Annotated in this window: 25 protein-coding genes and 1 tRNA gene; 13 read left to right on the top strand and 13 right to left on the bottom strand. The window is 65.0% G+C overall.

Annotation, left to right across the window (positions count from 1 at the left end; all coding sequences use genetic code 11):
- Positions 1 to 55 precede the first annotated feature (55 nt).
- Complete coding sequence (locus AC13CR_RS05910) at positions 56 to 373, bottom strand: hypothetical protein (protein WP_293014993.1); 318 nt, start codon at positions 371 to 373, stop codon at positions 56 to 58.
- Positions 344 to 430, bottom strand: a tRNA-Leu gene (locus AC13CR_RS05905). The genes AC13CR_RS05910 and AC13CR_RS05905 overlap by 30 nt, the downstream gene beginning before the upstream one ends.
- Before the next feature lie 179 nt (positions 431 to 609).
- Between AC13CR_RS05905 and lipB the strand changes: the two genes are divergently transcribed.
- From lipB to AC13CR_RS05885, 4 genes are all read left to right on the top strand, one after another.
- On the top strand, positions 610 to 1,254 hold the full coding sequence (gene lipB, locus AC13CR_RS05900) for a lipoyl(octanoyl) transferase LipB (protein WP_292953836.1): 645 nt from the start codon (positions 610 to 612) through the stop codon (positions 1,252 to 1,254).
- 125 nt (positions 1,255 to 1,379) lie between these two features.
- Positions 1,380 to 1,799: a c-type cytochrome gene (locus AC13CR_RS05895; RefSeq protein WP_292953833.1), complete on the top strand. Its 420-nt coding sequence runs from the start codon at positions 1,380 to 1,382 to the stop codon at positions 1,797 to 1,799.
- A 184-nt stretch (positions 1,800 to 1,983) separates the two neighbouring features.
- Positions 1,984 to 3,660, top strand: coding sequence for a cytochrome c oxidase subunit I (locus tag AC13CR_RS05890; RefSeq protein WP_292953830.1), 1,677 nt, complete (start codon positions 1,984 to 1,986; stop codon positions 3,658 to 3,660).
- A 6-nt stretch (positions 3,661 to 3,666) separates the two neighbouring features.
- Positions 3,667 to 4,161, top strand: a complete 495-nt coding sequence (locus tag AC13CR_RS05885) for a DUF2244 domain-containing protein (protein WP_292953827.1) — start codon at positions 3,667 to 3,669, stop codon at positions 4,159 to 4,161.
- Between the two features lie 92 nt (positions 4,162 to 4,253).
- Here AC13CR_RS05885 and AC13CR_RS05880 read toward each other — a convergent pair whose 3' ends face one another.
- Together AC13CR_RS05880 and AC13CR_RS05875 are read right to left on the bottom strand one after the other, a co-directional pair.
- A complete protein-coding gene (locus tag AC13CR_RS05880) occupies positions 4,254 to 4,442 on the bottom strand; it encodes a DUF3008 family protein (RefSeq protein ID WP_292953824.1) in 189 nt (62 codons plus the stop codon).
- 51 nt (positions 4,443 to 4,493) lie between these two features.
- Positions 4,494 to 4,958: a GatB/YqeY domain-containing protein gene (locus AC13CR_RS05875; protein ID WP_292953821.1), complete on the bottom strand. Its 465-nt coding sequence runs from the start codon at positions 4,956 to 4,958 to the stop codon at positions 4,494 to 4,496.
- Between the two features lie 181 nt (positions 4,959 to 5,139).
- Between AC13CR_RS05875 and carA the strand changes: the two genes are divergently transcribed.
- Together carA and AC13CR_RS05865 are read left to right on the top strand one after the other, a co-directional pair.
- Complete coding sequence (gene carA / locus AC13CR_RS05870) at positions 5,140 to 6,291, top strand: glutamine-hydrolyzing carbamoyl-phosphate synthase small subunit (protein ID WP_292953818.1); 1,152 nt, start codon at positions 5,140 to 5,142, stop codon at positions 6,289 to 6,291.
- 54 nt (positions 6,292 to 6,345) lie between these two features.
- A complete protein-coding gene (locus AC13CR_RS05865; protein WP_292953815.1) occupies positions 6,346 to 8,475 on the top strand; it encodes a glycosyltransferase in 2,130 nt (709 codons plus the stop codon).
- Between the two features lie 33 nt (positions 8,476 to 8,508).
- On the opposite strand, the gene AC13CR_RS05860 is transcribed toward AC13CR_RS05865, so the two are convergent.
- A complete protein-coding gene (locus AC13CR_RS05860) occupies positions 8,509 to 11,319 on the bottom strand; it encodes a [protein-PII] uridylyltransferase family protein (protein WP_292953812.1) in 2,811 nt (936 codons plus the stop codon).
- Between the two features lie 190 nt (positions 11,320 to 11,509).
- On the opposite strand from AC13CR_RS05860, the gene AC13CR_RS05855 reads away from it, so the two are divergent.
- From AC13CR_RS05855 to ilvN, 3 genes are all read left to right on the top strand, one after another.
- Positions 11,510 to 12,349: an arginyltransferase gene (locus AC13CR_RS05855; protein ID WP_292953809.1), complete on the top strand. Its 840-nt coding sequence runs from the start codon at positions 11,510 to 11,512 to the stop codon at positions 12,347 to 12,349.
- Positions 12,350 to 12,505: 156 nt separating this feature from the next.
- Positions 12,506 to 14,260, top strand: a complete 1,755-nt coding sequence (locus tag AC13CR_RS05850) for an acetolactate synthase 3 large subunit (RefSeq protein ID WP_292953806.1) — start codon at positions 12,506 to 12,508, stop codon at positions 14,258 to 14,260.
- A gap of 60 nt (positions 14,261 to 14,320) precedes the next feature.
- Positions 14,321 to 14,881, top strand: a complete 561-nt coding sequence (ilvN, locus tag AC13CR_RS05845; protein WP_292953803.1) for an acetolactate synthase small subunit — start codon at positions 14,321 to 14,323, stop codon at positions 14,879 to 14,881.
- A gap of 3 nt (positions 14,882 to 14,884) precedes the next feature.
- On the opposite strand, the gene AC13CR_RS05840 is transcribed toward ilvN, so the two are convergent.
- The 3 genes from AC13CR_RS05840 to AC13CR_RS05830 all read right to left on the bottom strand — a co-directional run bounded on the left by AC13CR_RS05840 (position 14,885) and on the right by AC13CR_RS05830 (position 17,484).
- Entirely contained in the window at positions 14,885 to 15,235 is a 351-nt protein-coding gene (locus AC13CR_RS05840) for a hypothetical protein (protein WP_482900474.1), read from the bottom strand.
- Positions 15,236 to 15,394: 159 nt separating this feature from the next.
- Positions 15,395 to 16,693, bottom strand: a complete 1,299-nt coding sequence (locus AC13CR_RS05835; RefSeq protein WP_292953798.1) for a DUF2254 domain-containing protein — start codon at positions 16,691 to 16,693, stop codon at positions 15,395 to 15,397.
- 5 nt (positions 16,694 to 16,698) lie between these two features.
- Positions 16,699 to 17,484 carry a M48 family metalloprotease gene (locus tag AC13CR_RS05830; RefSeq protein WP_292953795.1) on the bottom strand — a complete coding sequence of 262 codons (786 nt, stop codon included), beginning with the start codon at positions 17,482 to 17,484 and terminating at the stop codon, positions 16,699 to 16,701.
- Positions 17,485 to 17,628: 144 nt separating this feature from the next.
- On the opposite strand from AC13CR_RS05830, the gene AC13CR_RS05825 reads away from it, so the two are divergent.
- The 3 genes from AC13CR_RS05825 (at position 17,629) to AC13CR_RS05815 (ending at position 19,309) form a co-directional block, all read left to right on the top strand.
- The gene (locus AC13CR_RS05825; protein ID WP_292953792.1) at positions 17,629 to 17,880 is read left to right on the top strand and encodes a hypothetical protein; all 252 of its coding nucleotides are present in this window, start codon (positions 17,629 to 17,631) and stop codon (positions 17,878 to 17,880) included.
- 143 nt (positions 17,881 to 18,023) lie between these two features.
- Positions 18,024 to 18,596 carry a nitroreductase family protein gene (locus tag AC13CR_RS05820; protein ID WP_292953789.1) on the top strand — a complete coding sequence of 191 codons (573 nt, stop codon included), beginning with the start codon at positions 18,024 to 18,026 and terminating at the stop codon, positions 18,594 to 18,596.
- Positions 18,593 to 19,309, top strand: a complete 717-nt coding sequence (locus tag AC13CR_RS05815) for an EI24 domain-containing protein (protein WP_292953786.1) — start codon at positions 18,593 to 18,595, stop codon at positions 19,307 to 19,309. The genes AC13CR_RS05820 and AC13CR_RS05815 overlap by 4 nt, the downstream gene beginning before the upstream one ends.
- Here the strand turns inward: AC13CR_RS05815 and AC13CR_RS05810 are convergent.
- Positions 19,266 to 19,535, bottom strand: a complete 270-nt coding sequence (locus AC13CR_RS05810) for a DUF1467 family protein (RefSeq protein ID WP_292953783.1) — start codon at positions 19,533 to 19,535, stop codon at positions 19,266 to 19,268. The two genes, AC13CR_RS05815 and AC13CR_RS05810, sit on opposite strands and share 44 nt — an antisense overlap.
- Positions 19,535 to 19,939 (bottom strand): methylmalonyl-CoA epimerase, encoded by a 405-nt coding sequence (gene mce / locus AC13CR_RS05805; RefSeq protein WP_292953780.1) that lies wholly within the window; start codon positions 19,937 to 19,939, stop codon positions 19,535 to 19,537. The genes AC13CR_RS05810 and mce overlap by 1 nt, the downstream gene beginning before the upstream one ends.
- A gap of 133 nt (positions 19,940 to 20,072) precedes the next feature.
- Between mce and AC13CR_RS05800 the strand changes: the two genes are divergently transcribed.
- A complete protein-coding gene (locus tag AC13CR_RS05800; protein ID WP_292953777.1) occupies positions 20,073 to 20,804 on the top strand; it encodes a response regulator in 732 nt (243 codons plus the stop codon).
- On the opposite strand, the gene AC13CR_RS05795 is transcribed toward AC13CR_RS05800, so the two are convergent.
- From AC13CR_RS05795 to AC13CR_RS05785, 3 genes are read right to left on the bottom strand one after another with little or no spacing between them, the layout of a single operon-like run.
- Positions 20,758 to 21,540, bottom strand: coding sequence for a GNAT family N-acetyltransferase (locus AC13CR_RS05795; protein WP_292978054.1), 783 nt, complete (start codon positions 21,538 to 21,540; stop codon positions 20,758 to 20,760). The two genes, AC13CR_RS05800 and AC13CR_RS05795, sit on opposite strands and share 47 nt — an antisense overlap.
- Before the next feature lie 24 nt (positions 21,541 to 21,564).
- A complete protein-coding gene (locus AC13CR_RS05790; RefSeq protein WP_293767171.1) occupies positions 21,565 to 22,743 on the bottom strand; it encodes a DUF1501 domain-containing protein in 1,179 nt (392 codons plus the stop codon).
- A 4-nt stretch (positions 22,744 to 22,747) separates the two neighbouring features.
- A complete protein-coding gene (locus AC13CR_RS05785) occupies positions 22,748 to 24,103 on the bottom strand; it encodes a DUF1800 domain-containing protein (protein WP_335662123.1) in 1,356 nt (451 codons plus the stop codon).
- Between the last annotated feature and the right edge of the window lie 66 nt (positions 24,104 to 24,169).

Here is a 24,169-nt window from a genome sequence, read left to right as displayed (position 1 = left end):
GCAGCCTGACTTTCCGGGTCTCGCCCTGTTCAATCAGGAACCAAATCGACAAAAGCTACCTCGACAACCCATTTACCAATACGCACTGGGCGAAAAATCCTGCCAAGCTTTCCAAGCGATCGAACAGCGCGGCGTGATCGCAAAGAGCGGGCAAAGTCATTTTCCAGGGAGGCAATCGCCTCGGTCCAGGTCGATAGCGTGACATGGCCATGAAACGCAAGAAGGCGATGAAAAATTCTTTAGCAATTTCAATTGGAAGACGGAAACGCCATTCAAGCTCAACCAGATCGAGAGCCCGGAACAGGGATCGAGGATCGGCACGGAATGGCTGGAAAGCCTGCCTTGGTGCGGTCGAGAAGACTCGAACTTCCACTCCGGTTAAGGAACAGCGACCTCAACGCTGCGCGTCTACCAATTCCGCCACGACCGCATCCGGGCAGTGCCGCGCGTCATAGCGAAGGCCGGCGCGATTGAAAAGGGGGATTCGACTGTGGGTTCGGACGGTCCGGTCATGCATCGGCTCGGCCCGCGACGCGCCGTGCCGGCCATCCGCCGGCCCCGTCATCTCGCCTCTTGACCTTGCCGCCGCCGCGCATCAGATCGCCGCCTATGGTTGAATGGATCATCAGCGACGGTCTGACCGGCTATGACCCGGCGGTCGCGTTCATGGAGGCGCGCGTCGCCGACATCGGCACGGGCCGGGCGGATGAACTGATCTGGCTGGTCGAGCATCCGCCGCTTTATACCGCCGGAACCAGCGCGAAGAGCGCCGATCTGATCGAGGCCCGTTTTCCGGTCCACCCCTCGGGGCGCGGAGGCCAATATACCTATCACGGGCCGGGCCAGCGCGTCGTCTATGTCATGCTGGATCTGAATCGCCGCGACCGCGACATCCGCCGCTTCGTGGCCGGACTGGAGGCTTGGGTCATCGCCGCGCTGGACCGGTTCGGCGTCCGGGGCGAGGTTCGCGAAGGCCGTGTCGGCGTCTGGGTCACGCGCCCCGAAAAGCCGCCCCTGCCTGATGGCAGCCCGCGCGAGGACAAGATCGCGGCCATCGGCGTCAAGCTGCGTCGATGGGTCAGCTTTCACGGCATATCGATCAATGTCGAACCGGACCTGCGGCACTATGACGGCATCGTGCCCTGCGGCATCAGCGGTCACGGCGTGACCAGCCTTGTCGATCTGGGCCTTCCGGTGACGATGTCCGACCTGGATCAGGCGCTGCGGGACAGCTTTTCACGGGCATTCACCTGACCTGCGGCGGCAGGCGGCGTGTCTTCACGATTTGGCCTGCGACCTTCGACCGGGGTGGATTTGAGTCGCGCCGGCGCTATAACGGGCACAGGGACATCCAGATGATTGGTTGGAGTGAGGATCCTATGAAGACAACACTGATCGGCGCGGTGCTTGGGGCCGCGATCGCCTTTCCGGCCTTCGCGCAGGACGTCGCGAATGGCGAAAAGGAATTCCGCAAGTGCAAGGCCTGCCACATGATCCAGTCGCCCGCCGGCGAGGATATCGTGAAGGGCGGCAAGGTCGGACCGAACCTTTACGGCGTGGTCGGACGGGCGGCCGGCAGCGTCGAAGGATACAAGTATTCCGACGCCCTGCTGGAACTGAAAGACAGCGGTGAGGTCTGGACCGAGGCGGATCTGGCCGCCTACATGACCGACCCGAACAAATTCGTCCAGGAAAAGACCGGCGATCAGAGCGCCAGAACCAAGATGACCTTCAAGTTGAACAAGAATCAGGCCGATGTCGCAGCCTATCTGGCCAGCGTCGCACCGGCGGCCCAATAGGCTGACGGCCGATGCGTCAATTGGACGCAGACTGACCCAAGGACGCCCCCGCGAACGTGCAAACATCGCGGGGGCGCGCATTTTCGGGCCTTTGCGACATTGCCCGGCCGCTGCGGCTGGTCTAAAGAAGACGTGATATTGCCGGTCCGCCCGACCGGCTGACGACATCTCAGGGAGTTCGGGTATGGCAGACGCAGCCGCACACGGCCACGACGACCATCAAGACCAGCGCGGCTTCTTCACCCGCTGGTTCATGTCCACCAACCACAAGGACATCGGGATCCTGTATATCTTCACCGCCGGTCTGGTGGGGCTGATCTCGGTCAGCTTCACCGTCTACATGCGGATGGAATTGCAGTTTCCGGGTGTTCAGTACATGTGCCTGGAAGGCGCGCGCTTCATCGCCGACGCCTCGCGGGAATGCACGCCGAACGGCCATCTCTGGAACGTGATGATCACCTATCACGGCGTCCTGATGATGTTCTTCGTGGTGATTCCGGCCCTGTTCGGCGGCTTTGGCAACTACTTCATGCCCTTGCACATCGGCGCCCCGGACATGAGCTTTCCGCGCCTGAACAACCTGTCCTACTGGATGTATGTGGTCGGCACCTGCCTGGGTCTCGCCTCGCTGCTGGCGCCGGGCGGTTCGGATCAGATGGGTTCGGGCGTGGGCTGGGTGCTGTATCCGCCGCTATCCACGAACGAAGGCGGCTATTCGATGGATCTGGCGATCTTCGCCATCCACGTTTCGGGCGCTTCGTCGATCCTCGGCGCGATCAACATCATCACCACCTTCCTGAACATGCGCGCGCCGGGCATGACGCTGTTCAAGGTGCCGCTGTTCGCCTGGTCGGTCTTCGTGACCGCCTGGCTGATCCTTCTGGCCCTGCCGGTTCTGGCCGGCGCCATCACGATGCTGCTGATGGACCGCAATTTCGGCACCAACTTCTTCAACCCGGCCGGTGGCGGCGATCCGATCCTGTATCAGCACATCCTGTGGTTCTTCGGTCACCCCGAGGTCTATATCATCATCCTGCCGGGCTTCGGCATTATCAGCCACGTCATCTCCACCTTCTCGAAAAAGCCGATCTTCGGCTATCTGCCGATGGTTCTGGCCCTGGTGTCGATCGGGATCCTGGGCTTCGTCGTCTGGGCGCACCACATGTATACCGTCGGCCTGTCGCTGACCCAGCAAAGCTATTTCATGCTGGCCACGATGACGATTGCCGTGCCCACGGGGATCAAGGTGTTCTCGTGGATCGCGACGATGTGGGGCGGCTCGGTCGAATTCAAGACCCCGATGCTCTGGGCCTTCGGGTTCCTGTTCCTGTTCACCGTCGGCGGCGTGACCGGCGTCGTCCTGAGCCAGGCGCCGCTGGACCGGGTCTATCACGACACCTATTATGTCGTCGCCCATTTCCACTACGTGATGTCGCTGGGCGCGGTCTATGCGATCTTCGCGGGCGTCTATTTCTGGATCGGCAAGATGAGCGGCCGGCAATATCCGGAATGGGCGGGCAAGGTTCACTTCTGGACCATGTTCATCGGCTCGAACCTGACCTTCTTCCCGCAGCACTTCCTGGGACGTCAGGGGATGCCGCGCCGCTATATCGACTATCCTGTCGAATTCGCGTTCTGGAACAATATCAGCTCGATCGGCGCCTATATCAGCTTCGCCTCGTTCCTGTTCTTCATCGGCATCGTGTTCTACACATTGCGCGCCGGAAAACCGGTGAACGTGCCGAATTACTGGAACAAATATGCCGATACGCTGGAATGGACCCTGCCCTCGCCGCCGCCCGAACACACGTTCGAGCAGCTTCCCAAGCGCGAGGATTGGGATCACGCCAAGGCGCACTGAGGCAGGATGCCTTATGAATGGCATGACGCGGCCCCGGACGAGTCCGGGGCCGTCTCTTATCGGCTGAGGGTATGGCCTTATCGGTCGCTGCCCCGGCGCGGCTTCGTCTGGTTCATCGGCACGACCGCCGTGCTGTTGCTGCTACCGATCCTGCCCGTTCTGGGAACGGTCGTTCTGTGGGGGCTTCTGCCCTTTTTGGGCCTCGCCATCTGGGGGATCTGGACCGCGTTGCAGCGCAGCTATCGCAGCGGCGAGACGGTCGAGGAAATGACGCTATCGCGCGATGCGCTGGATCTGCGGCGCGTCGACCCGGGCCGCAATCCGCGCGAATGGCACACCAATCCCCATTGGGTGCGCGTTCTTCTGCGTGACGGGCCGGTCGAGGATTACCTGATCCTGACCGATGGCCGGCGCGAAATCGAACTGGGCGCCTTTCTGACCCCCGGCGAACGTCGCGACCTCTGCGCCGACCTGCAGCGCCGGCTGACCGCCATGCGCTAGCGCCGAATCTCGCACTCTTTTCAAGTACCTTCCAGGGGTGAGTGGCGCGGCAGGCGCCGCATGGCGCGCGCGCCCCATTGCGTTTCGCGATGTCAGTCGCCCTCGACGCGATCGGGCAATCCGTCCAGGTCGGTCGAGGCGAAATCTTCAAGCTCGTCTTCGCTCATGCTGTCATACATGTCGCGGGACGCGCCCTGCAGGTCGCCGACCTTGGTTTCGCCGCGCTTGGCGGACAGGGCCGCCCCGGCGGCGCGTTGCTGGGCCTTGGATTTTGCGGGCATGGCTACACCTCCTGACGGATAACGCGGCCGGGCGCATGCGGTTTCGCGGCGTCAGTGCAGCAGCCGTTCCTTCACCTTCGGCCCTGCCGCGCCGAAATCCATCTGTCCTGCATGTCGCGCGCGCAATTCGGTCATCACGCGCCCCATGTCGCGGATGCTGGATGCGCCCAGGTCCGAAATCGCCGCGCCGATCGCGGCGCTGGTCTCGGCCTCGTCCATCTGGCGCGGCAGGAATTCGCGGATGATCTCGATTTCCTGCTGCTCCTTTCCGGCCAGTTCAAGCCGCCCGCCCTCTTCATAGGCCTTGGCCGATTCCTGACGTTGCTTGACCATCCGCGAGAGGATCGCGATCAGGTCCGCCTCGCGCAGATCGCCGCCCTCGCCATCCTGCCCGCGCGCTGCGATCTCGCGATCCTTCACGGCGGCCGCGATCAGCCTCAGGGTGGACAGGCGATGCGCCTCCTTGGCTTTCATCGCCTCTTTCGTGGCGGCTTGCAGTCTGGCTCGCAGATCCATGGCCTTCTCCTTGACGGATGCGCCGGGCGGCGCGCGTGACTGACGCGCCGGGCGGCAGAATGGACCCCGCCATGTAGGCGCTGCGGCGCGGCGAATCAAGCGCCCGTTCCCTGCCCTTCGACTTGACCTCCGCTCCGGCCGCGCCTATTGACCGGCTGATTCAAGACAGAGGGTGCCCGCCATGGCTGCAGAACCGACCGCCTGCCTCGTGCTTGCCGACGGGACGATCTTCTACGGTCAGGGCTTCGGCGCAACCGGCGAGGTGCTGGCCGAACTGGTCTTCAATACCGCGATGACCGGCTATCAGGAAATCATGACCGATCCATCCTATGCCAGCCAGATCATCACCTTCACCTTCCCCCATATCGGCAATACCGGCATCACGCCCGAGGATGACGAGGCCCCTGATCCGGTCGCCAGCGGCATCGTGGTTCGCTGGGATCCGACCGAGCCTTCGAACTGGCGCGCGGCCGGGGACCTGCCGGACTGGATGGCGCGGCGCGGCCGGATCGGTATCGGCGGCGTGGATACCCGCCGCCTGACCCGCGCGATCCGCCGTCAGGGCGCGCCTCATGTCGTGCTGTGCCATGATCCCCGGGGACGTTTCGACATCGAGGCCATGATCGCCAGGGCGCGCGACTGGCCGGGGCTGGTCGGGCTCGATCTGGCCAAGGGGGTCAGTTGTGCGCAAACCTATCGCTGGACGGAAGGCGGTTGGGAATGGGGCAAGGGCTTCGGCACCGCGGCCGAAGACACGCCCTTCAAGGTCGTCGCGCTGGATTACGGCGCCAAGCGCAACATTCTGCGGTCGCTGGTGGCCCATGGCGCGGATGTCACCGTGCTGCCCGCCACCGCGACCGCCGATGAGGTCATGGCCCATGACCCCGAGGGTGTTTTCCTGTCCAACGGTCCCGGCGATCCGGCGGCGACCGGCAGCTATGCGGTGCCGATGATCCAGTCGCTGCTGGAACGCGGCCTGCCGATCTTCGGTATCTGCCTGGGCCATCAGATGCTGGCGCTGGCACTTGGTGCCAGGACCGTCAAGATGAGTCACGGTCATCACGGCGCGAACCACCCCGTGCGCGATGTCGAGACCGGCAGGGTCGAGATCACCTCGATGAACCACGGCTTCGCGGTGGACAGCCAGACGTTGCCGCAGGGCGTGATCGAGACCCATGTCAGCCTGTTCGACGGCAGCAATTGCGGCATCCGCCTCGATGGCCGTCCGGTGTTCTCGGTGCAGTATCACCCCGAGGCGGCGCCGGGTCCGCAGGACAGCCTGTATCTGTTCGACCGCTTCACGCAATCCATGCGGGCGCGCCGCGCCACTTAACCTCTTTTTAACGGCTTTCATGGCACGTCTGGGCGTTCCCGAAAGGAATCGTCCATGGCCGAGCCGCTGATCCAGACCGACCCGTTTCCCGTTCCGGCCCCGAACTTGCCGGAATCACGGCTGACGCTGGCCGATCGCAATCGGAATCCCCTGGGCCAGATATTGCTTGAGGATGGGTCGGTCGATCCGGCCGATCTGCTGAAGGCGGTGGTCATGCGCCAGCGCCAGAATGTGCGTCTGGGCGCGATCCTTCTGGCGCATCGCTGGGTCACGCCGGAGGCGCTGATCCGCGCGCTGTCGCGGCAATGGCGCACCACTGCCGTCGATCCCCGGACGATGCCGGCCGATCCGCGACTGATCGACGCCGCAGGGCCCGAATTCTGTCTGGCCCACGGTATCCTGCCCTGGCGCCGGGTCGGCGGCGTGACCTGGGTAGCCACCGCCCGGCCCGACCTTTTCGATGAGGTGCTGCCGCAATTGCCGCCCGAATTCGGTCGCATCCGGATGTTGCTGTGTACCGAGGATCAGGCCCAGGCCGCGATCCTCGCCACGCGCCGGATCTCGATGATCCGGCGGGCCGAGTTGCGGGTTCCGGCCCATGAGAGCTGCCGCACGCGAGACGAGGCTTTCGCCGGCCGGCTTGCCCTGGGTGTGATGGCCGCGGTGACACTGGGACTGTTCCTGCTGCCGGTCGCGGTGATCGCGATCCTGACCCTGTGGGCGGCGCTGACGCTGATCAGCCAGACGGGGCTCAAGCTGATGTGCTTCTTCTCGGCCTGGAAGCTGCGGGGCGAGGAACTGGAGCGGATGCACGCGATCGCCCTGGGCAAGGAGGCCGCGCCGCAGATGACCGGGCCATTGCCGGTGATTTCGGTCATGGTGCCGCTGTTTCGGGAAAGCGATGTAACGGGCAAGCTGGTTGCGCGGCTGGCGCGGCTGGATTATCCGCGCGAGTTGACCGACATACTGCTGGTCATCGAGGCCAGCGACGATGTCACGAGGAACGCCCTGAAAGGTGCGGCCCTGCCCTTCTGGATCCGGGTGGTCGAGGTGCCGGACGGGCCGATCCAGACCAAGCCGCGGGCGCTGAACTATGCGTTGAACTTCTGCCGCGGCCAGATCGTGGGTATCTGGGACGCCGAGGACCGCCCTGATTCCGATCAACTGCACAAGGTCGCGCGCGGCTTTCACCATGCCGCGCCGGATGTCGCCTGCCTGCAAGGCGCACTGGATTACTACAATCCGCGCAGCAACTGGCTGGCGCGATGCTTTACCGTCGAATATGCGACCTGGTTCCGCGTTCTTCTGCCGGGCCTCGCGCGGTTGGGACTCGTGGTTCCGCTGGGCGGCACGACATTGTTCTTCCGTCGCGACGCGCTGGAGGCCGTGGGCGCCTGGGACGCCTGGAACGTCACCGAGGACGCCGATCTGGGCGTGCGCCTGACACGGCGCGGGTGGCGGACGGAAATTCTGGACACGACCACCGACGAAGAGGCGAATTGCCGCGCGCTTCCCTGGATCAAGCAGCGTTCGCGCTGGCTCAAGGGCTATGCGATGACCTGGGGTGTCCACATGCGCGATCCGCGCGCGCTGTGGCGCGATCTGGGCGGCCGACGTTTCCTGGCCTTCCAAATCCAGTTCTTCGGTTCCCTGTCGCAATATCTGCTGGCCCCGGTCCTGTGGAGCTTCTGGTTGCTGAGCCTTGGCCTGCCGCATCCGTTGCGCGGACCGCTGGAAACGGTCTGGGGCGGACAGGCCGCGATTGCCCTGTTCGGCCTGTTCATTGCCTCCGAAGCAATCGGCATCGCGATCGGTCTCTGGGCCGTGCGGGGCGCCAAGCATCGGCACCTCATGGCCTGGGTGCCGACGCTGCATCTCTATTTTCCGCTGGGATGTCTGGCCGGCTGGAAGGCGATCTACGAGGTTGTGGTCAAGCCCTTCTACTGGGACAAGACCGCGCACGGCATCTTCGACGCGACCGAAACCGCCGAGTCCGCACCGGCATCGCCCGCCAGGGGCACCGTCTCGCTGCCGGTCCTGGGTCAGATCGGCGGACAGAGCCTTGCGGATGTCGCGAACGACCCCGATCGCGCGCCCGTTGCCGCCCTGGTCCCGCATCCCGATCCGGCGGCCGACAGTGATTCGCCGACATGCGCGCCCGATTTGCGGCAGGCCGCGGGCTGAGACCTGCCAAACTGTGCAAGCGCGCGCACGGGGCTATGCGGTCCTTTCCGCACCGTCTACCGGCGGATCGGGCAATTGCGCCTGGATCAGCGTCGCCGCCTGGCCGGTCACTTCGGCCAGTCGCGCCTTCAGCGCCGGCAGATCCGGCTGAGCCGTCTCGCGCAGCAGAAATTCCTGCGCGCCAAGCCCGATCTCGTCCATGTCCAGCGGCCGATCGGTCAGCAGCCGCGCCGAGGCGTTCAACCGCCACAGGAAGCGCCAGACCGAGGTCAGACCATCGGCATCCGCATCCGACAGCAATCCAGCCCGCCTGCCCGCGCGCAGTTGCGCCATCGTGCCCCGCCCCGGATCGCCGGCGCGCAGGGCACAGGATTGCGCCAGAAGATCGATATCTTGCAACCGGCCGGGCCCGATCTTTGCCTCCCAGACACCGTCGGGGGCTTTGGAAGCAAAGATTCGCGTTCGCATCGCTGCCAGATCGGGCATGACCCGACGATCGGTCCCGCGTGCACGCAGAATGCGGATTCTCAGCGTTTCGACACGGTCGTCGAGCCCGGCGGCATCGCGGCCAGCCCGGGCCAGGATCCGCGCGCGCGTCAGGGCAAGATGTTCCCATGTCCAGGCCTCGTCCATCTGGTAGTTCTCGAAGCTCTGGATCGACGTCGCGACCGGCCCCTGCCGCCCCGAGGGGCGCAGCCGCATATCGACCTCGTATAGCCGCCCCTCGGCCGTGGGTGCCGAAATGGCCGTGATCATCGCCTGGGTCAGTCGCGCATAATAGGGTCGCGCGGCGAGCGGACGGGGCCCCTCCGAAGCCTCGGCCCCATCAGCGTCATAGATCACGATCAGATCCAGATCCGAGCCCGCGTTCAGCATTCGCGCGCCCAGCGACCCCATCCCCAGCACGACCGCGCCGCGGCCGGGCGGCGGGCCGTGACGGCGGGCGAAATCCTCGGCGGTGACGGGAAACAGGGCGGCGATGCAGGCTTCGGCCAGATCCGCGTATTGACGGCCCGCCTCATCCGCGTCGATCAGCCCGCGCAGATGATGCACGCCGATGCGGAAATGCCATTCATGCGCCCAGCGCCGGGCTGCGTCCAGCGCCCGCTCGTAGCCGCCATCCGGCCCCGTCAGCGCCGCTTGAACGGTCGCGCCAAGCTGGTCCCGCAAGCCCTGTGCCCCCGGCCAGGGCGCGAAGAAGCTGCCCGCCAGAACCGCGTCCAGCACCGCGGAATGCCGGGCCAGATAGGCAGACAGGCCGGGCGCGGTGCCACAGATATCGACGATCAGATCGATCAGTTGCGGATTGGCCTCGAACAGCGAGAAAAGCTGCACACCCGCCGGCAATCCCGACAGAAAGCTGTCGAACCGCGCCAGCGCCTCTTCCGGATGGCCGGTTCTGGCCATGCGTGTCAGCAATTGCGGTTCGACCCGGCGGAAGATGTGCTGGGCGCGAGCCGAGCGCAGCGCAGGATAGCCCTGCCAGCGATCGATGACGGCGCGCGACCCGGCCGAGATTTCAGGCCGATCGGGGGCCTCTCCGGGCGCGAAGAAGGCCTCGGTCAATTCGTGAACCCGCGCCAGCCGGGCCTTCAGCCGCGCCGCCCATGCCGCCGGATCGGCCTCGCCCATCAGGGCAGCGATGCGGGCCAATCCTTCGCCATCCCTGGGCAGCGAATGGGTTTGAGCATCGTGGACCATCTGGATGCGATGTTCGATCTCGCGATGCTTGCGGTAGTGGTCGGCCAGCTCGGCGGCCACATCATCCGGCGTCCAGCCCTTCGCCGCCAGGGCCGCCAGGCCGCCCACCGTGTCGCGGCAACGCAGATCGGGGTCGCGGCCCCCGGCGATCAACTGCCGGGTCTGGGTGAAGAATTCGATCTCGCGAATGCCGCCCCGCCCCAACTTCATGTTGTGGCCGGGCACATCCAGCCTGCCGCCCAGGTTCTTGTGATCACGGATCCGCAGGCGCATGTCGTGCGCGTCCTGAATGGCCGCGAAATCCAGGTGCTTGCGCCAGACAAAGGGCCGCAGATCGCGCAGGAAGCGCAGGCCCGCGGCGACATCGCCCGCCGCCGCGCGAGCCTTGATGAAGGCGGCGCGTTCCCAGGTCCGGCCCTCGGCCTCGTAATAGGCCAGCGCGGCGGCGGTCGAGATGCAGACCGGCGTCACCGAAGCGTCGGGACGCAGGCGAAGATCGGTCCGGAAGACATAACCATGTTCGGTCACGTCAGACAGCGTTGCCGCCATCTTGCGGGTGACGCGGATCAGGGCGGCGCGGGCATCGGCCTGATCGGCCTCGGCATAGGCGGTTTCGTCGAACAGCACGATCAGGTCGATGTCCGAGCTGTAGTTCAGCTCGCGCGCGCCGCCCTTGCCCATGGCCAGCGCGAAAACACCGCCGCAATCGGCATTGTTTTCGGGCAGTTTGCCGCGCCCGGCCTCTTGCGCGACATGGACGCGCAGCGCCAGATCGACGGCGCGATCGGCCAGATCGGACAACGCCCCCGTCACCTGTTCCAGCGACCAGACCCCGCCCAGATCGGCCAGCGCGACAAACAATGCCACCCGGCGCTTGGCCCGACGCAGCGCAACCGACAGCGCGGCAGAGTCCAGATCCTCGAAACCCGCCGTCTCGCGTGCGACCACATCATCATCGTCCAGCGCGCCGGCCAGCCATCCGGCCTCTTTCTCGATCAGATCGGCCAGATGCGGACTGCTGCCGGCCGCTCCGGCCACAAGGTCGGACAGCGCGCCCCCGGGATCGAAGATTTCGCGGATGTGACGCGCACGGTCGTCATCGACGGGGATGGGCTGGCGGCTGATGCGTGCAGAGAATTTCATCGCCACAGATTAGGGCCGCCGGACCCGCGGGGGCAATATGGTGCGGCGCGAAGCTGTTAACCCTTTCGATGCTTGGCCTGTCATCGAAACGTTGCTAGGCTTCGCTCCAGTGCAACAATCAGGCGATCCCCGGACGTTTCTCGCGCATGGCAAGCCTTGACCCGTCATCCCGTCGCTGGGGGCGCAACTGATGCGTCATACCGTCCCCCATGCGCCACAATTCTATGTCACGGCCCCGCAGCCGTGCCCCTACCTGCATGGCCGGGCCGAGCGCAAGCTGTTCACCGCCTTGCACGGCGAAAACGCGGCCGAGTTGAACAACGCGCTGTCTCGACAAGGCTTTCGCCGGTCTCAGAACGTCCTTTACCGTCCCAGTTGCGAAAGCTGCGTCGCCTGCATGTCGGCCCGGATCCGGGTCGCGGATTTCGAGCCCTCGCGCACCCAGAGGAGGCTGGCGCGCCGCAACGAGGGGGTGCGGCGGCTGGCGACCAGCGCCTGGGCGACCGAAGAGCAATTCGATCTGTTCCGCAGCTACCTGGACCACCGCCACGCCGATGGCGGCATGGCCGACATGGATATCTTCGAATTCGCCGCCATGATCGAGGAAACGCCGGTCAAGACGCGGGTGATCGAATATCGCTGCGACGGGCGCGAGCCTGTCAGGCTGGCCGCGGGCGACGACCATCTGGCCGCTGTCTGCCTGACCGACGTTCTGGATGACGGACTGAGCCTGGTCTACAGCTTCTACGATCCGGACCTGAGCAGCGCCAGCCTGGGCACCTATCTGATCCTCGACCATATCGAGATCGCGCGCGCCGCGAAGCTGCCCTATGTCTATCTGGGCTATTGGGTGCCGGGCAGCCGCAAGATGGACTACAAGGCCCGGTTCTCCGCGCTGGAAATCTACAAGGGCGGCGTCTGGCAGGATATCGGCGATCCTGCGGACCATTCGAACGAAGCGCATCCGCTGTCGGTCGATCCGATCGTCGAACAGGTCGCGCGCATCGCGCTGCCGCAATTCGACCGCTGAGCCGGTCAGCGACGAAAGAAAATTACAATTACCGGCTGCATTGCGTCATTTTCTCCGCCGGATCCCATTGACCCTTTCCGGAAGCGACCATAGTTTGCGCCGACGCGCGGGCTGGATGCTGTGGCCCGCGATGACATATCTGATGGAGTGGAAACGATGTCCCGAACGATGACGGGTGCGAGAATGGTTGTCGAGGCGCTGCGCGATCAGGGCGTTGATACCGTATTCGGCTATCCGGGCGGAGCGGTGCTACCCATCTATGACGAAATTTTCCAGCAGAACGACATCACCCATGTTCTTGTCCGGCACGAACAGGGCGCGGTCCACATGGCCGAAGGCTACGCCCGCTCGACCGGCAAGCCGGGTGTCGTTCTGGTGACATCCGGCCCCGGCGCGACCAATGCCGTGACCGGGCTGACCGATGCCTTGCTGGATTCGATTCCGCTGGTCGTGCTGTCGGGACAGGTTCCGACCTTCCTGATCGGGACGGACGGGTTCCAGGAGGCCGATACGGTCGGCATCACCCGACCCTGCACCAAGCATAACTGGCTTGTGAAGGATACCGCGAAACTGGCCGAGACGATCCACAAGGCATTCCATGTCGCCACGTCCGGCCGTCCGGGTCCGGTGCTGGTGGACATTCCAAAGGATGTTCAGTTCGCCACCGACGATTATGTCGGCCCCAAGCAGCTGGAGCCGTCGAAATACCAGCCCCGGATGAAGGGCGACATCGCCGCGATCACCCGTCTGGTCGAGATGATCGAACAGGCCGAGCGTCCGATCCTCTATACCGGCGGCGGCGTGATCAATTCGGGGCCCGGTGCAAGCCAGCTTCTGCGCGAATTGGCGGATGCGACGGGTTTTCCGGTGACATCGACGCTGATGGGGCTGGGCGCCTATCCGGCCTCGGGCCAGAACTGGATCGGGATGCTGGGGATGCACGGTCTCTACGAGGCCAATCTGGCGATGCATGATTGCGACCTGATGATCAATCTGGGCGCGCGCTTTGACGACCGGATCACCGGCCGCGTGGCCGATTTCAGCCCCGGCTCGGTCAAGGCGCATATCGACATCGACCCCTCCTCGATCAACAAGGTGGTCCATGTCGATCTGCCCATCATCGGCGATGTCGGTCACGTTCTGGAGGATGTGCTGAAGATCTGGAAGTCGCGCGGCCGCAGGACCGACAGAGCGGCGCTTGGCAAATGGTGGGAAAAGATCGAGGGCTGGAAATCGAAGAACTGCCTGTTCTTCCGCAACAGCGACAAGATCATCAAGCCGCAGCACGCGATGCAGCGACTTGAGGCGCTGACCAGGGACCACGATCGCTATGTCACGACCGAGGTCGGACAGCACCAGATGTGGGCCGCGCAATATCTGCATTTCGACGAACCGAACCGCTGGATGACTTCGGGCGGGCTGGGCACGATGGGTTACGGCCTGCCCGCCAGCATCGGCGTCCAGATGGCCCATCCCGAGGCGCTGGTGATCAATGTCGCGGGCGATGCCAGCTGGTTGATGAACATGCAGGAAATGGGCACCGCAGTGCAGTTCCGACTGCCGGTCAAGCAGTTCATCCTGAACAATGAACGCCTGGGCATGGTGCGCCAGTGGCAGCAATTGCTGCATGGCGAACGATACAGCCAGTCATGGTCCGACAGCCTGCCCGATTTCGTGAAACTGGCCGAAGCCTTTGGTTGCAAGGGCGCGCAGGTCCGCGACCCTGCGGATCTGGACGACGCGATCGGGCAGATGATCGAGTATGACGGCCCGTTCATTCTGGATGTCCTGGTCGAGAAACACGAGAATTGTTTCCCGATGATCCCCTCGGGCAAGCCGCATAACGAAATGCTGCTGGGCGATGCCGATACCCAGGATGCGATCCAGTCGCAGGGTGCGGTGCTGGTCTGACATGGCGTCGCGGATCTGCGCCGCTGGCGAATTTCTGCACGGAAGACAAGAGGCAGAGCGATGAACGCGTTGAATATCCAGCAGGGCATGTCCAGCCATTCGGCCTATGACCTGCGCGATCCGAATTCCCAGGTCGAGGAAAGCCACACCCTGTCGGTGCTGGTCGAGAACGAGCCCGGCGTCCTGGCCCGCGTGATCGGGCTGTTCTCGGGGCGCGGCTACAACATCGACAGCCTGACGGTGGCCGAAGTCGATCACAATGGCCACCAATCAAAGATCACGCTGGTCACAAGCGGAACGCCGCAAGTCATCGAACAGATCAAGGCGCAGCTGGGCCGGATCGTGCCGGTTCACGAGGTTCACGACCTGACGGTCGAGGGCGCCTCGGTCGAGCGTGAACTGGGCCTGTTCAAGGTGAAGGGTCAGGGCGACAAGCGCGTCGAGGCGCTGCGAATTGGGGATATCTTCCGCGCCAATGTGGTCGATTCGACGCTGGAAAGCTTTGTCTTCGAACTGGTCGGAACGCCCGCCAAGCTGGATGCTTTCGCCGACCTGATGCGTCCGCTGGGCCTGGTCGATCTGGCCCGGACAGGCGTGGCGGCGTTGTCGCGCGGCGCCTGAAATTCAGCGAGAGGCCCCGATCCGGATCGGAGCGATGTCTTCGGAATCCGCGCGGCTCGGCGCCTGCTGGTTGCTGGCCACGAGTTTCAGACGCGGCGGGGCCGCCTTCGAGGAACGCCGCAACATCTGGGGCAATTGCCTGCAACCCTGTTCGGACACGAGCGAGACATTGCGGGCGTGACGCAAATTTCCCACGATCTCGGTTTCAAGTTCCAGAAGGTCGCCGGGCGAAGGCCACTGACCTGCGGCGATCAGGTTCTGCCGTCCCTGAAGATAAGCCAGAGAGGCGTGATCCTCGCACCAGATCACTGCCTTCTCCCGCTCTGCATTACTCCAGACGACGACCCCGATCATGGGCAAGCTCTCTTTCGTTTTTCCGCGATGACACACGTGGAAGCTGTGACCCGCACACGAAGTTATGTACACGGTTAATGCAATAAAGCAGAAATCCGCCGATAAGCCAGCGTTTTATTGCCTTGTATGGCAGTTTTTTCACTTTTGCGTGCGGGATCGTCACGATTTTCCGCTAGAACTTTGAGCTATAACGGCAATATCTTGGGAAATTTCAGTCAGTTCCCCGGCTTGCGGCGCATTTGCCACACGATCACCCTGCATCGCCAGCATCTGCGCAGACAAATCGCTGGCTACTTTCGCAAAAATACCGGGTGCCAGGCGCGACAAACCCAGCAAGAGGTTCTGCAGCTTGCGCTGCACCTGCCAGTTGTCTGCCCCGTCGCGGGCGATGGGCAGGAAAGCATCCTCAAGCAGATTCGATGCGGTCAGTGACGGAATGAAAAGGCGGCGGAATTCGACGACCGGCGCGGTCTCGTCGCGCCAGTTGCTGAGAACCTTGAAAATCTGTTCTGCTGCCAGATTGGCGGTTCCGGGATCGTTCACCGCGGGTGACAAAGCGCGTTGGGCGATTTCGGACAGGACCTGCAAACCGAAGCGCGGGTCCTGGCGAAAATCCCGTCTGTCCCGAATCGTCAGACAGCCGCACAGCTTGTCACGCAAAGACCCGGCCTTGTCGGGATCGGCGGGAAGACCCTCGACATGCAGGGCTGCCGCGGCGGGGTGAATGAAATCGCCCGGCGTCGCCTCCAGATAGATCAGCAGTTCGTTTTCCTCGGCGATCCTGCTCAGCGCCGGAATGTCGCAATGCTGCACATGACCGACGCGGTCCACGAAGATCGGCACGGCCCTTTCCGGCACGGCGCCTCGCAGCGGGTTGGCGCCCAGCCACGGGGCCTCCAGGCGTTTGCAGAAAGCCTCCTCTGCCGTGTGAGAGACGCGGACCAGCGTGTCCCCGACCCGGCCCAGCCGGCCCAGCCGGTCGATCCAGCGCAGCAGCGAGGCGATCACGATCAGGACGACAAGCAGCGTCACAGCGAACAGAATCAGTCGTCCGGACTCTCCGTATATCTCCGTCTTCAGCAGGATGATGCTGACAAGACTGAAGACGAAGGCGCCGATGAAGGTCGCCAGAACCGTCTGGCTGACCGAATCCGAAACCAGCAGAGGCACCGCCCGCGGTGTCGCGGTCCTGCCCGCCGCGGCATAGGCCGCTGTCAGGATCGACAGCGAGAAGGTCGTGACCGCCAGCATCGAGGACGCAAGGATTTGCAGGATCGATTCGATCGCATCGGCACCGATCTTGGCCGGCAGGTCGCCCGGGATCAGCCCCTTCACCGCGAAGCCCGCGACCGCGGTCATCACGCCAAGAACCGCGAAGGCGGTGACGCGAACCCAGACCCGTTGCGACAATTCCTGAAGACGCCAGCGCAGTTGGCCGACCTGTTGTCCCGTTGCCATCCGCGTTATCGCACCCGGCCGCTGGACACGTCGTCCACCGCGCGCCGAACCTGGGCCAGACGCGCGGCGCGGGCGGGATGGGTGCCCAGGACGTGATCGCCCGGGTCGGGAATACGCTCGAAGAACCGGGCGCCGTTGACCGGGTCATAGCCGGCCGCCAGCGAGATGATCGCGCCCAGGTAATCGGCCTGCAGTTCCCAGTTTTTCGAATAATAGCGCGATCCGACCGAGGCGCCGATCCGCTGCGCCGTCTCGATCGCCTGCTGGTTGTTGCCATAGACAGACGCGATGCTGCCCAGGATCACCGCCCCTGCCGCCGCGGCCCCCGACTTGCGGTCGAGATGGTTCAGGATGTGGTGGCTGACCTCGTGCCCGACGACGAAGGCGATCTCGTCGCTATTGCGCGTCGCCGCGATCAGCGACAAGGTGAAGCCGATGATCGGCCGGCCCTGGTCGTCGGTGGTCTGGAAGGCGTTCGGTTCAAGCCCCGGACGGTCATCGACGACGAACTGGAAATCACAGTTGATCGGCTGGGTGCGCCGCTGGCGACATTCTCGTTCGACCGCGGGTTCCATGCGGCGCATGACGCCGACGAAGGTGCGCGCGGCCGACTGGGGCGAGCCGTCGCTGACCAGAACCGGGGCGCGCGGGGTGCCCTGATAGGGCGAGGCCGGGGCGGCCACGGTCGTGGGGGCGGCATTCTGGATCGGCGCGCAGGCCGCCACCCCCAGCAGCAGCCCGCCGCCCAGGACAAGGGCTTTCCAGGAAATCCTCGTGATCGCCATTGCCATCCATGCCCCCTGCCCCGAAGATAAGGACGCGATTGGCCGCGCCTTTTCAGGCAGTTTAGCTTGCTGCCTTGTCCGCTGCAAACCCCGACGCCTTGCCCCGCCGCCCCGATCACGCGAATGTCTGTCCGACCAAAGGAGGCCCCGATGTTCACCATCGAGCACGATTTCGACGCGACCGTCATCACCCTCATCGACGAGGCCGAAGCCGGAGCGCGCCCGCTGAACGAGGATGTCGTGATCCTGACCTTCGACGACCGCGTCGTGCTGGAACAGATGAGTCCGGACGGAAATGATGTCCTGCGCGTCACCCTGTCGATGCAGCAGCTGACGGAATTGCGGCTGGCGCTGAATCTGCCCGAAGGCAATTACCGGATCGAACCCGAAAACAAGGCGTGATCCCGTTCCCTGCCCGGCAGGCCGCGGCACCGGTCGTGAAGTCGAGGCGTATGCGGGATCTGCCGTCGCCGGCTTGCACCGCGCCCGCGCCTTTGTGACAACGGCGCCGGGATCCGTTCCGGGATTCGCTGAAGGAGATGCCGATGGATTACCGCAACGATGCCGCGCTGGATTTTCTGGCCAGCCGCCGCTCGCACCCGCCCAAGCTGCTGAAGACACCCGCGCCCGGCCGGGCCGAGATCCTGCGCCTTCTGGAACTGGCCGCCCGCGCCCCCGATCACGGCAAGCTGGAACCCTGGCGGTTCCTGGTCCTTGAACGAGCGGCGCTGGAAAGGCTGACCCCGATCCTGCGCCAAGCGATCCTGACCGAGGGACAGGATGCCGCGACCGCCGAGAAGGCCGCCTCGGCCTTCGCATCGCCCGTGATCGTGGCGGTGATTTCAGCGCCTGTCAGCAGCGGCAAGGTGCCCGAATGGGAACAGATCCTGTCTGCGGGCGCGGTCTGTCTGGGCCTGCTCAACGCGGCCCTGGCCTCGGGCTGGGGCGCTGCGTGGCTGACGGGTTTCGCGGCACTGGACCAAGGCTTCGCGCGCACCCATCTGGGCCTGAACGAGGACGAGCGGATCGCCGGCCTGATCCATATCGGCACCCGCGGCGACACTCCGCCCGAGCGGCCGCGCCCGGATATCGAGGCCAAGACAAGCTGGCTGGAATGATCGTCCTGCGGTCGCTGATCCTGGCCTGGGGCGATCTGCTGCGGCCGCGAATCCTGTCCCTGGTGGCGATGGGGATCGGGCTGACAATCCTGCTATTCGTGGCGCTTCAGGCGGGCACCTTCTGGCTGATCCGGCTGGTCACGCCCGGATCTTTCGCCTTGCCCTGGCTTGGATCGGTCGATGTCGGAGATGCGCTGTCATGGGGTTCGCTGGCACTGTTTCCGCTGATGGGCTTCTTCCTGATGGCGCCGGTGGCGGCGGGCTTTTCCGGGCTGTTCGCCGATCGGGTGGCCGACGCGGTCGAGGACATCCACTATCCCGCAAGCCGGGGCCGCGCGCTGGATTTTCTGGACGGCATGCTGGAATCGCTGGCGGTGATGGCGGCGGTTCTGGGCGTGGCGATCCTGTCGCTGATGCTGACACCCTTTCTGGGGCCGCTTGCGCCGCTGCTGTTTTATGGCGCGAATGGCTGGCTGCTGGGGCGCGAATTCTTCCAGATGGCCGCGCGCCGGCATCTGGACGCCCCGCTGGCCAGCGACATGCGACGCCGGCACGGGCTGCGCGTAACCCTGGCCGGGGCGCTGGTCGCAGTGGCCTTGACGATCCCGGTGGTCAATATCGGCGTGCCGCTGCTGGCGGCTGCGGCCTTCACCCACCTGTTTCACCTGCTCAGCGCAGGAACCGGTCGAAATTCTGGACATCGGCGCGGGTAAAGCCCCCGCCCAGGATCAGGCTGGCGGTGATCGCCCAAAGGATCGTGGTGATCGCCGTTACCACAATCAGCTTGCGCTTCCACGGCGTGCCGACCGGCGCGCCCGCCGGCGTGCCCGGAACGATCTGGCCCACGTCCTGCTGGGATTTCTGACCGATCGGCATGACCACGAACAGCGTCAGGAACCAATAGATGAAATAGAGGATGATCCCCGCGGTCAGGTTCATCAGATCTGCTCCAGTTCGATCAGGCAGCCGTTGAAATCCTTCGGGTGCAGGAACAGCACCGGCTTGCCGTGGGCACCGATCCGGGGCTCGCCACTGCCCAGCACACGGGCACCCTCGGCCTTCAGGCGGTCGCGGGCGGCCAGGATATCCTCGACCTCGAAACACATGTGATGGATCCCGCCCGACGGGTTCTTGTCCAGAAATCCCCTGATCGGGCTGTCCTCGCCCAGCGGGCAGAGCAGTTCGATCTTGGTGTTGGGCACCTCCACGAAAATGACGGTGACGCCGTGATCGGGCTCGTCCTGCGGCGCGCCGACCTTCGCGCCCAGCCTGTCTTCGTATTGCGCCGCCGCCGCAGCCAGATCGGGCACCGCGATGGCCACATGATTGAGACGTCCGATCATCTGGAACCTCCGTTTGCGGCATGTTCTAGGGGTTTCAGCGCGCGAGCGAAAGGAAAACCGGGCCGCGTTAACGGCTTCTTAGCGAATCGCGGTTTATCTGAACCCATCAGACGACATGAGTGGGGAAACAGCCATGCTGACAGAAGTCGGAACCGAAGCGGGGGCCCTGCCATTGTGGCAAACGTCGCTGCCAGGGCGTCCACTGACCGGCCTTACGGTGCTCGTGGTCGAGGATTCGCGATATGCAAGCGAGGCGGTGCGTCTGCTATGCCTGCGCTCGGGCGCACGGATCAGGCGCGCCGATTGCCTGCGTTCAGCGGCGCGCCATCTTCAGACCTACCGGCCGGCGGTGGTGATCGTCGATCTGGGTCTGCCCGACGGCGATGGCTCGGGGCTGATCCGCCAGATCGCGGCAACCGAACCGCGTGTGCCGGTGGTCCTGGGCATGTCGGGCGATCCGGATGCGCGCGATGCGGCGATGAATGCGGGGGCCGACGGCTTTCTGCCCAAACCCGTCGAAAGCCTGGCCGTATTTCAGCAGGCGATCCTTTCGGCGCTTCCGGCTCAGACACAGGGTTTCGGGCCCCGCGTCCTGCCCGACGACGTGATCCATCCCGATGCCTCCGGGCTGCGCGACGATCTGGCCCATGTCGCCGAGATCCTGTCGAACGCACGAGAGACGGCCGAGATCGACTATATCGCCCGCTTCCTGGCGGGCGTGGCCCGTTCAGCCCACGATTCCGATCTGGAAAACGCGGCGGCGGCGTTGGCTCGCGATCATCAGGCGGGGCGCGCGCTGGCCACCGACCTGGCCCGGATCAGCGGCATGGTTCAGGATCGGCTGGCGAACGTGGCCGAAATGTAGCGTCCCGGGTAGATGCGGGTCGGCCGGGCAAGGCGGCGCCGGTCAGCCGCGACAAGCTTTGCCGCTGGCGACCCTTGGCGTCGAAATTGCCGGGCGACAACCAGATGTCATAAGCGTCGCGCAGCGCCGGCCAGTCGCGATCGATGATCGCGAACCAGGCCGTGTCGCGATTGCGGCCCTTCACGATCATGTGCTGGCGAAAGACCCCCTCGAAGGCAAAGCCCAGACGATGCGCAGCGCGTCGCGAGGGCGCGTTCAACGCATCGCATTTCCATTCGACACGGCGATAGCCGGCCTCGAATGCCCAGCGGATCATCGCCATCAGCGCGGCGCTGCCCGCGCGCGAGCCTTGAAGCACCGGCGACAGGACAATGAAGCCGATCTCGATCACGCCCGAAAAACGGTCGATGCGCATGAAAGCGGCCTGTCCCCTGGCCTGCCCGTCTTCCGGCGTCACCAATGCAAGGAAAACCGGGTCGGGCTTGTCCGCCACCGCCGCGATCCAGTCCCACAGCGCCTCGCGGCTGGGATGCGGCCCGTCCGGAATGTAGTCCCACAGCCCGTCATGGCCGCGATAGGCGTCAAACAGCGCATCCGCGTGACCGGATGACAGGGGCTCCAGCCGAACCCAGCCCGCATCGATCATTCGCGCGGCCGGCGCCGCCGGCGGCGTGAAATCCCCGACCTCCGGCCCCCGGGGACTGCCGGTCGCGGCATTCCGTCTGGCTGTCGTCATCGGTTCTGCCCCTGTCCTGATCGCTCAGGCCAGAATGCGCGGATTTTCCGCCATGTCGAGATCGGGAAAGACCGCCCGCTCCAGTGTGTCGCGCGGAATCGCGAAAAGATCGCGCATCGCCCAGGCGGCATAAGCGCGGATGTCCCGCATCGGCATCAGGTCGCGGCCGGCATAGAGATCGCCCTCGGCCAGCCCGGGCCAGGCGCCGATCATGCGCCCGCCGCGAATCGCGCCCCCGGCCATCAGCATGGTGCCGCCGGTGCCGTGATCCGTCCCGCCAGAGCCGTTTTCCCGCGCGGTGCGACCGAATTCGGTCATGGCCAGCACCGTCGTGCGCGCCCAGTTCCGGCCCAGATCGGTCTTCAGCGTCAGGATTACCGCTGCCAGTCTTTCGAAGGCGCGGCCAAGCGTTCTGGCCTGGCTCGCATGGCTGTCCCAGCCGGGCAGGGAAAACGTCGCGATCCGGGTTTCCTCGTTCAGCCGCGCGGCGGCGAAAGAGGCAATCCCGCTTGCATCGCGCTGCGGGCGGCCGGTCCCCTGCGCCGGCGTCAGATCCTCTGCCGCGATCTCGATCGCTTCCTCGGCGGCGGCGTGAAAAAGCGGGTCATCCTCGTAGATGCGCCGCAACAGCAACTCGGCCTGCGGGCTGATCCGCAGCCTGACCTGCGGCGCCCAGCTTTTGGCCGGGGCGCTGCCCGACAGGATCCGCATCTCTTCGGTGCCGATGGAATAGGCGGTCCGCGATTGCGCGCCCGGCATGTTCTGCAGCAGCCGGTTCAGCCAGCCATCCCTCTGATCGCCGGGCGCCAGATCGGTGCCGGTGCCCGCCTCCAGAATATCCTGGCCGTCGAAATGGCTGCGCTTGTCGCGATAGGGTGTCGAGACCGCCGGCGCGAATGCCAGTTCGCCGGCCTTCCACAGGGGCAGCAATGTTCCCAACGATGGATGCAGCGCGAAATAGCCGTCCAGATCATGCGCGCCCTGTTCCGGACCGATGGAAATGGAGCTGCGCAGGCCGCGCAGATTCGCATCGCCATAGGGCTGGAACGCGTCCAGCCCGTCCATCGCCCCGCGCAGGATGATGACGACAAGGCGGTTCTCGCCAGGGGTCGAGGCAAAGGTCATGCTTGACATCCAGGGATGCGCCGCTGCCGAACAGCCGATCACGGCCGCGGATTTCAGGAACAATCGCCGGCTTGGCATGACCCTATCTCCTGTTGAAATCGGCCGAAGACAGCGCGATCACGATGGCATCGCGCACCGATTCGGCGCGCGGCACCGCCCATTTCAGCGGCTCGGACGCGGTATCGCCGAAGGCCGCTGCCAGAAATTCCCGCGGCTCGGGCCTGACACGGTGCAGACGGGGCAGAACCTGCGCGCTCCAGTGGATCCGGGCGGCCAGCCCCTGCGGCGTGATCCAGGAATGGGCCGCCTCTGGCCAGCCGTCCGGGCCGCGCGGCGCGCCCCAGTTCTGCCCCATCAGGGCCATCGGCCTGATGATGCCACGCTGGAAGACGCCGGGCTTCATGTCCAGCAATTGCCGGCCAGTGAACCCCAGGCTTCGCAGGGCCGCGATCACGAAATCATAGGGTTGACGCGCCTTTTCGCGAAATCGCGCGGCCAGTTCCGGTGCCTGGGCCAGCGCCGCGTTGACCACCGCCAGATCGCCGCCGCTTTCGGAATAGGTCGCCGCCAGCCGGTCCACCAGCCCCTGCGGCGGATCGTCCGAGACGAAATGCACGACGAGCTTACGCGCCAGGTGTCGCGCGGTCTCGGGACGCGCGGCCAGATCCGTGATCACCGCGCGAATATCGTCCAGCGAGGCGGGGCCATTGTCGCCGTAGCGGCGCCCCAGGACGGTTTCGGGCCCCGGCTCGGCGCGGGTCGCATCGAAAATGCCGCGGTCACGATGATAGCGCAGCCCGGTCAGCAACTCGGCCAGTTGCCGGACATCGGCCTGCGTGTAGTCCGCACCGACGCCGAGGCTGTGCAGTTCGATCATCTCGCGGGCGAGGTTCTCGTTCAGACCGCCGCCCCGCTTTCGGGCGAAACGGGAATTCGGCCCGACAGAACCCTGCTGGCTGAGATACAGCAGCATCGCGGGATGCGTCTCGGCGGCGAACATCATATCGGCAAAGCTTCCGCCCAGATGGGGGCGGATCGCCTCATCCACCAGGGAAACGCCCAGAAGCCGCCGTTCACTGTTGCCGCCGCGAACGGTGAAGTGATCCGACCAGAACCGGACCAGCCGTTCGCCGAACCCCGCCGGGGCGTCCAGTGCGCGCGCCATTTCGCGGCGCTGCGCCAGCGCGATCATCCGGTCCGAGAGCGCGCCGATGTCGTCGGCTTGTGCGCGGGCCTTGCGGTCACCGGCCTTGGCACGCCGACGCAAGCGCACCAGATCGCGCTGCATCGCGGAAATCGACGCCACGCTGATCGCGTCGGCGTCCGGTCCCGCCCCGGCGACCGAGGCCAGAACCTGCGCCGGATCCACCGGCGCCGCCATCAGCGGCGACAGACCATAGCCCAGCCGGATCGCGGCAAGTTCGGGATAGGCGATCATTCACATCCCCTGCAAAAGCACGGCCCGCCGCAGGCAGGACTGCCCCTGGCGCGGATCGTGGCACAG

This window comes from Paracoccus sp. L-17 (assembly GCF_056857655.1).
The sequence above is the reverse complement of the archived record's forward strand: the minus strand, read 5'-3'. Positions and strand labels throughout refer to the sequence as shown.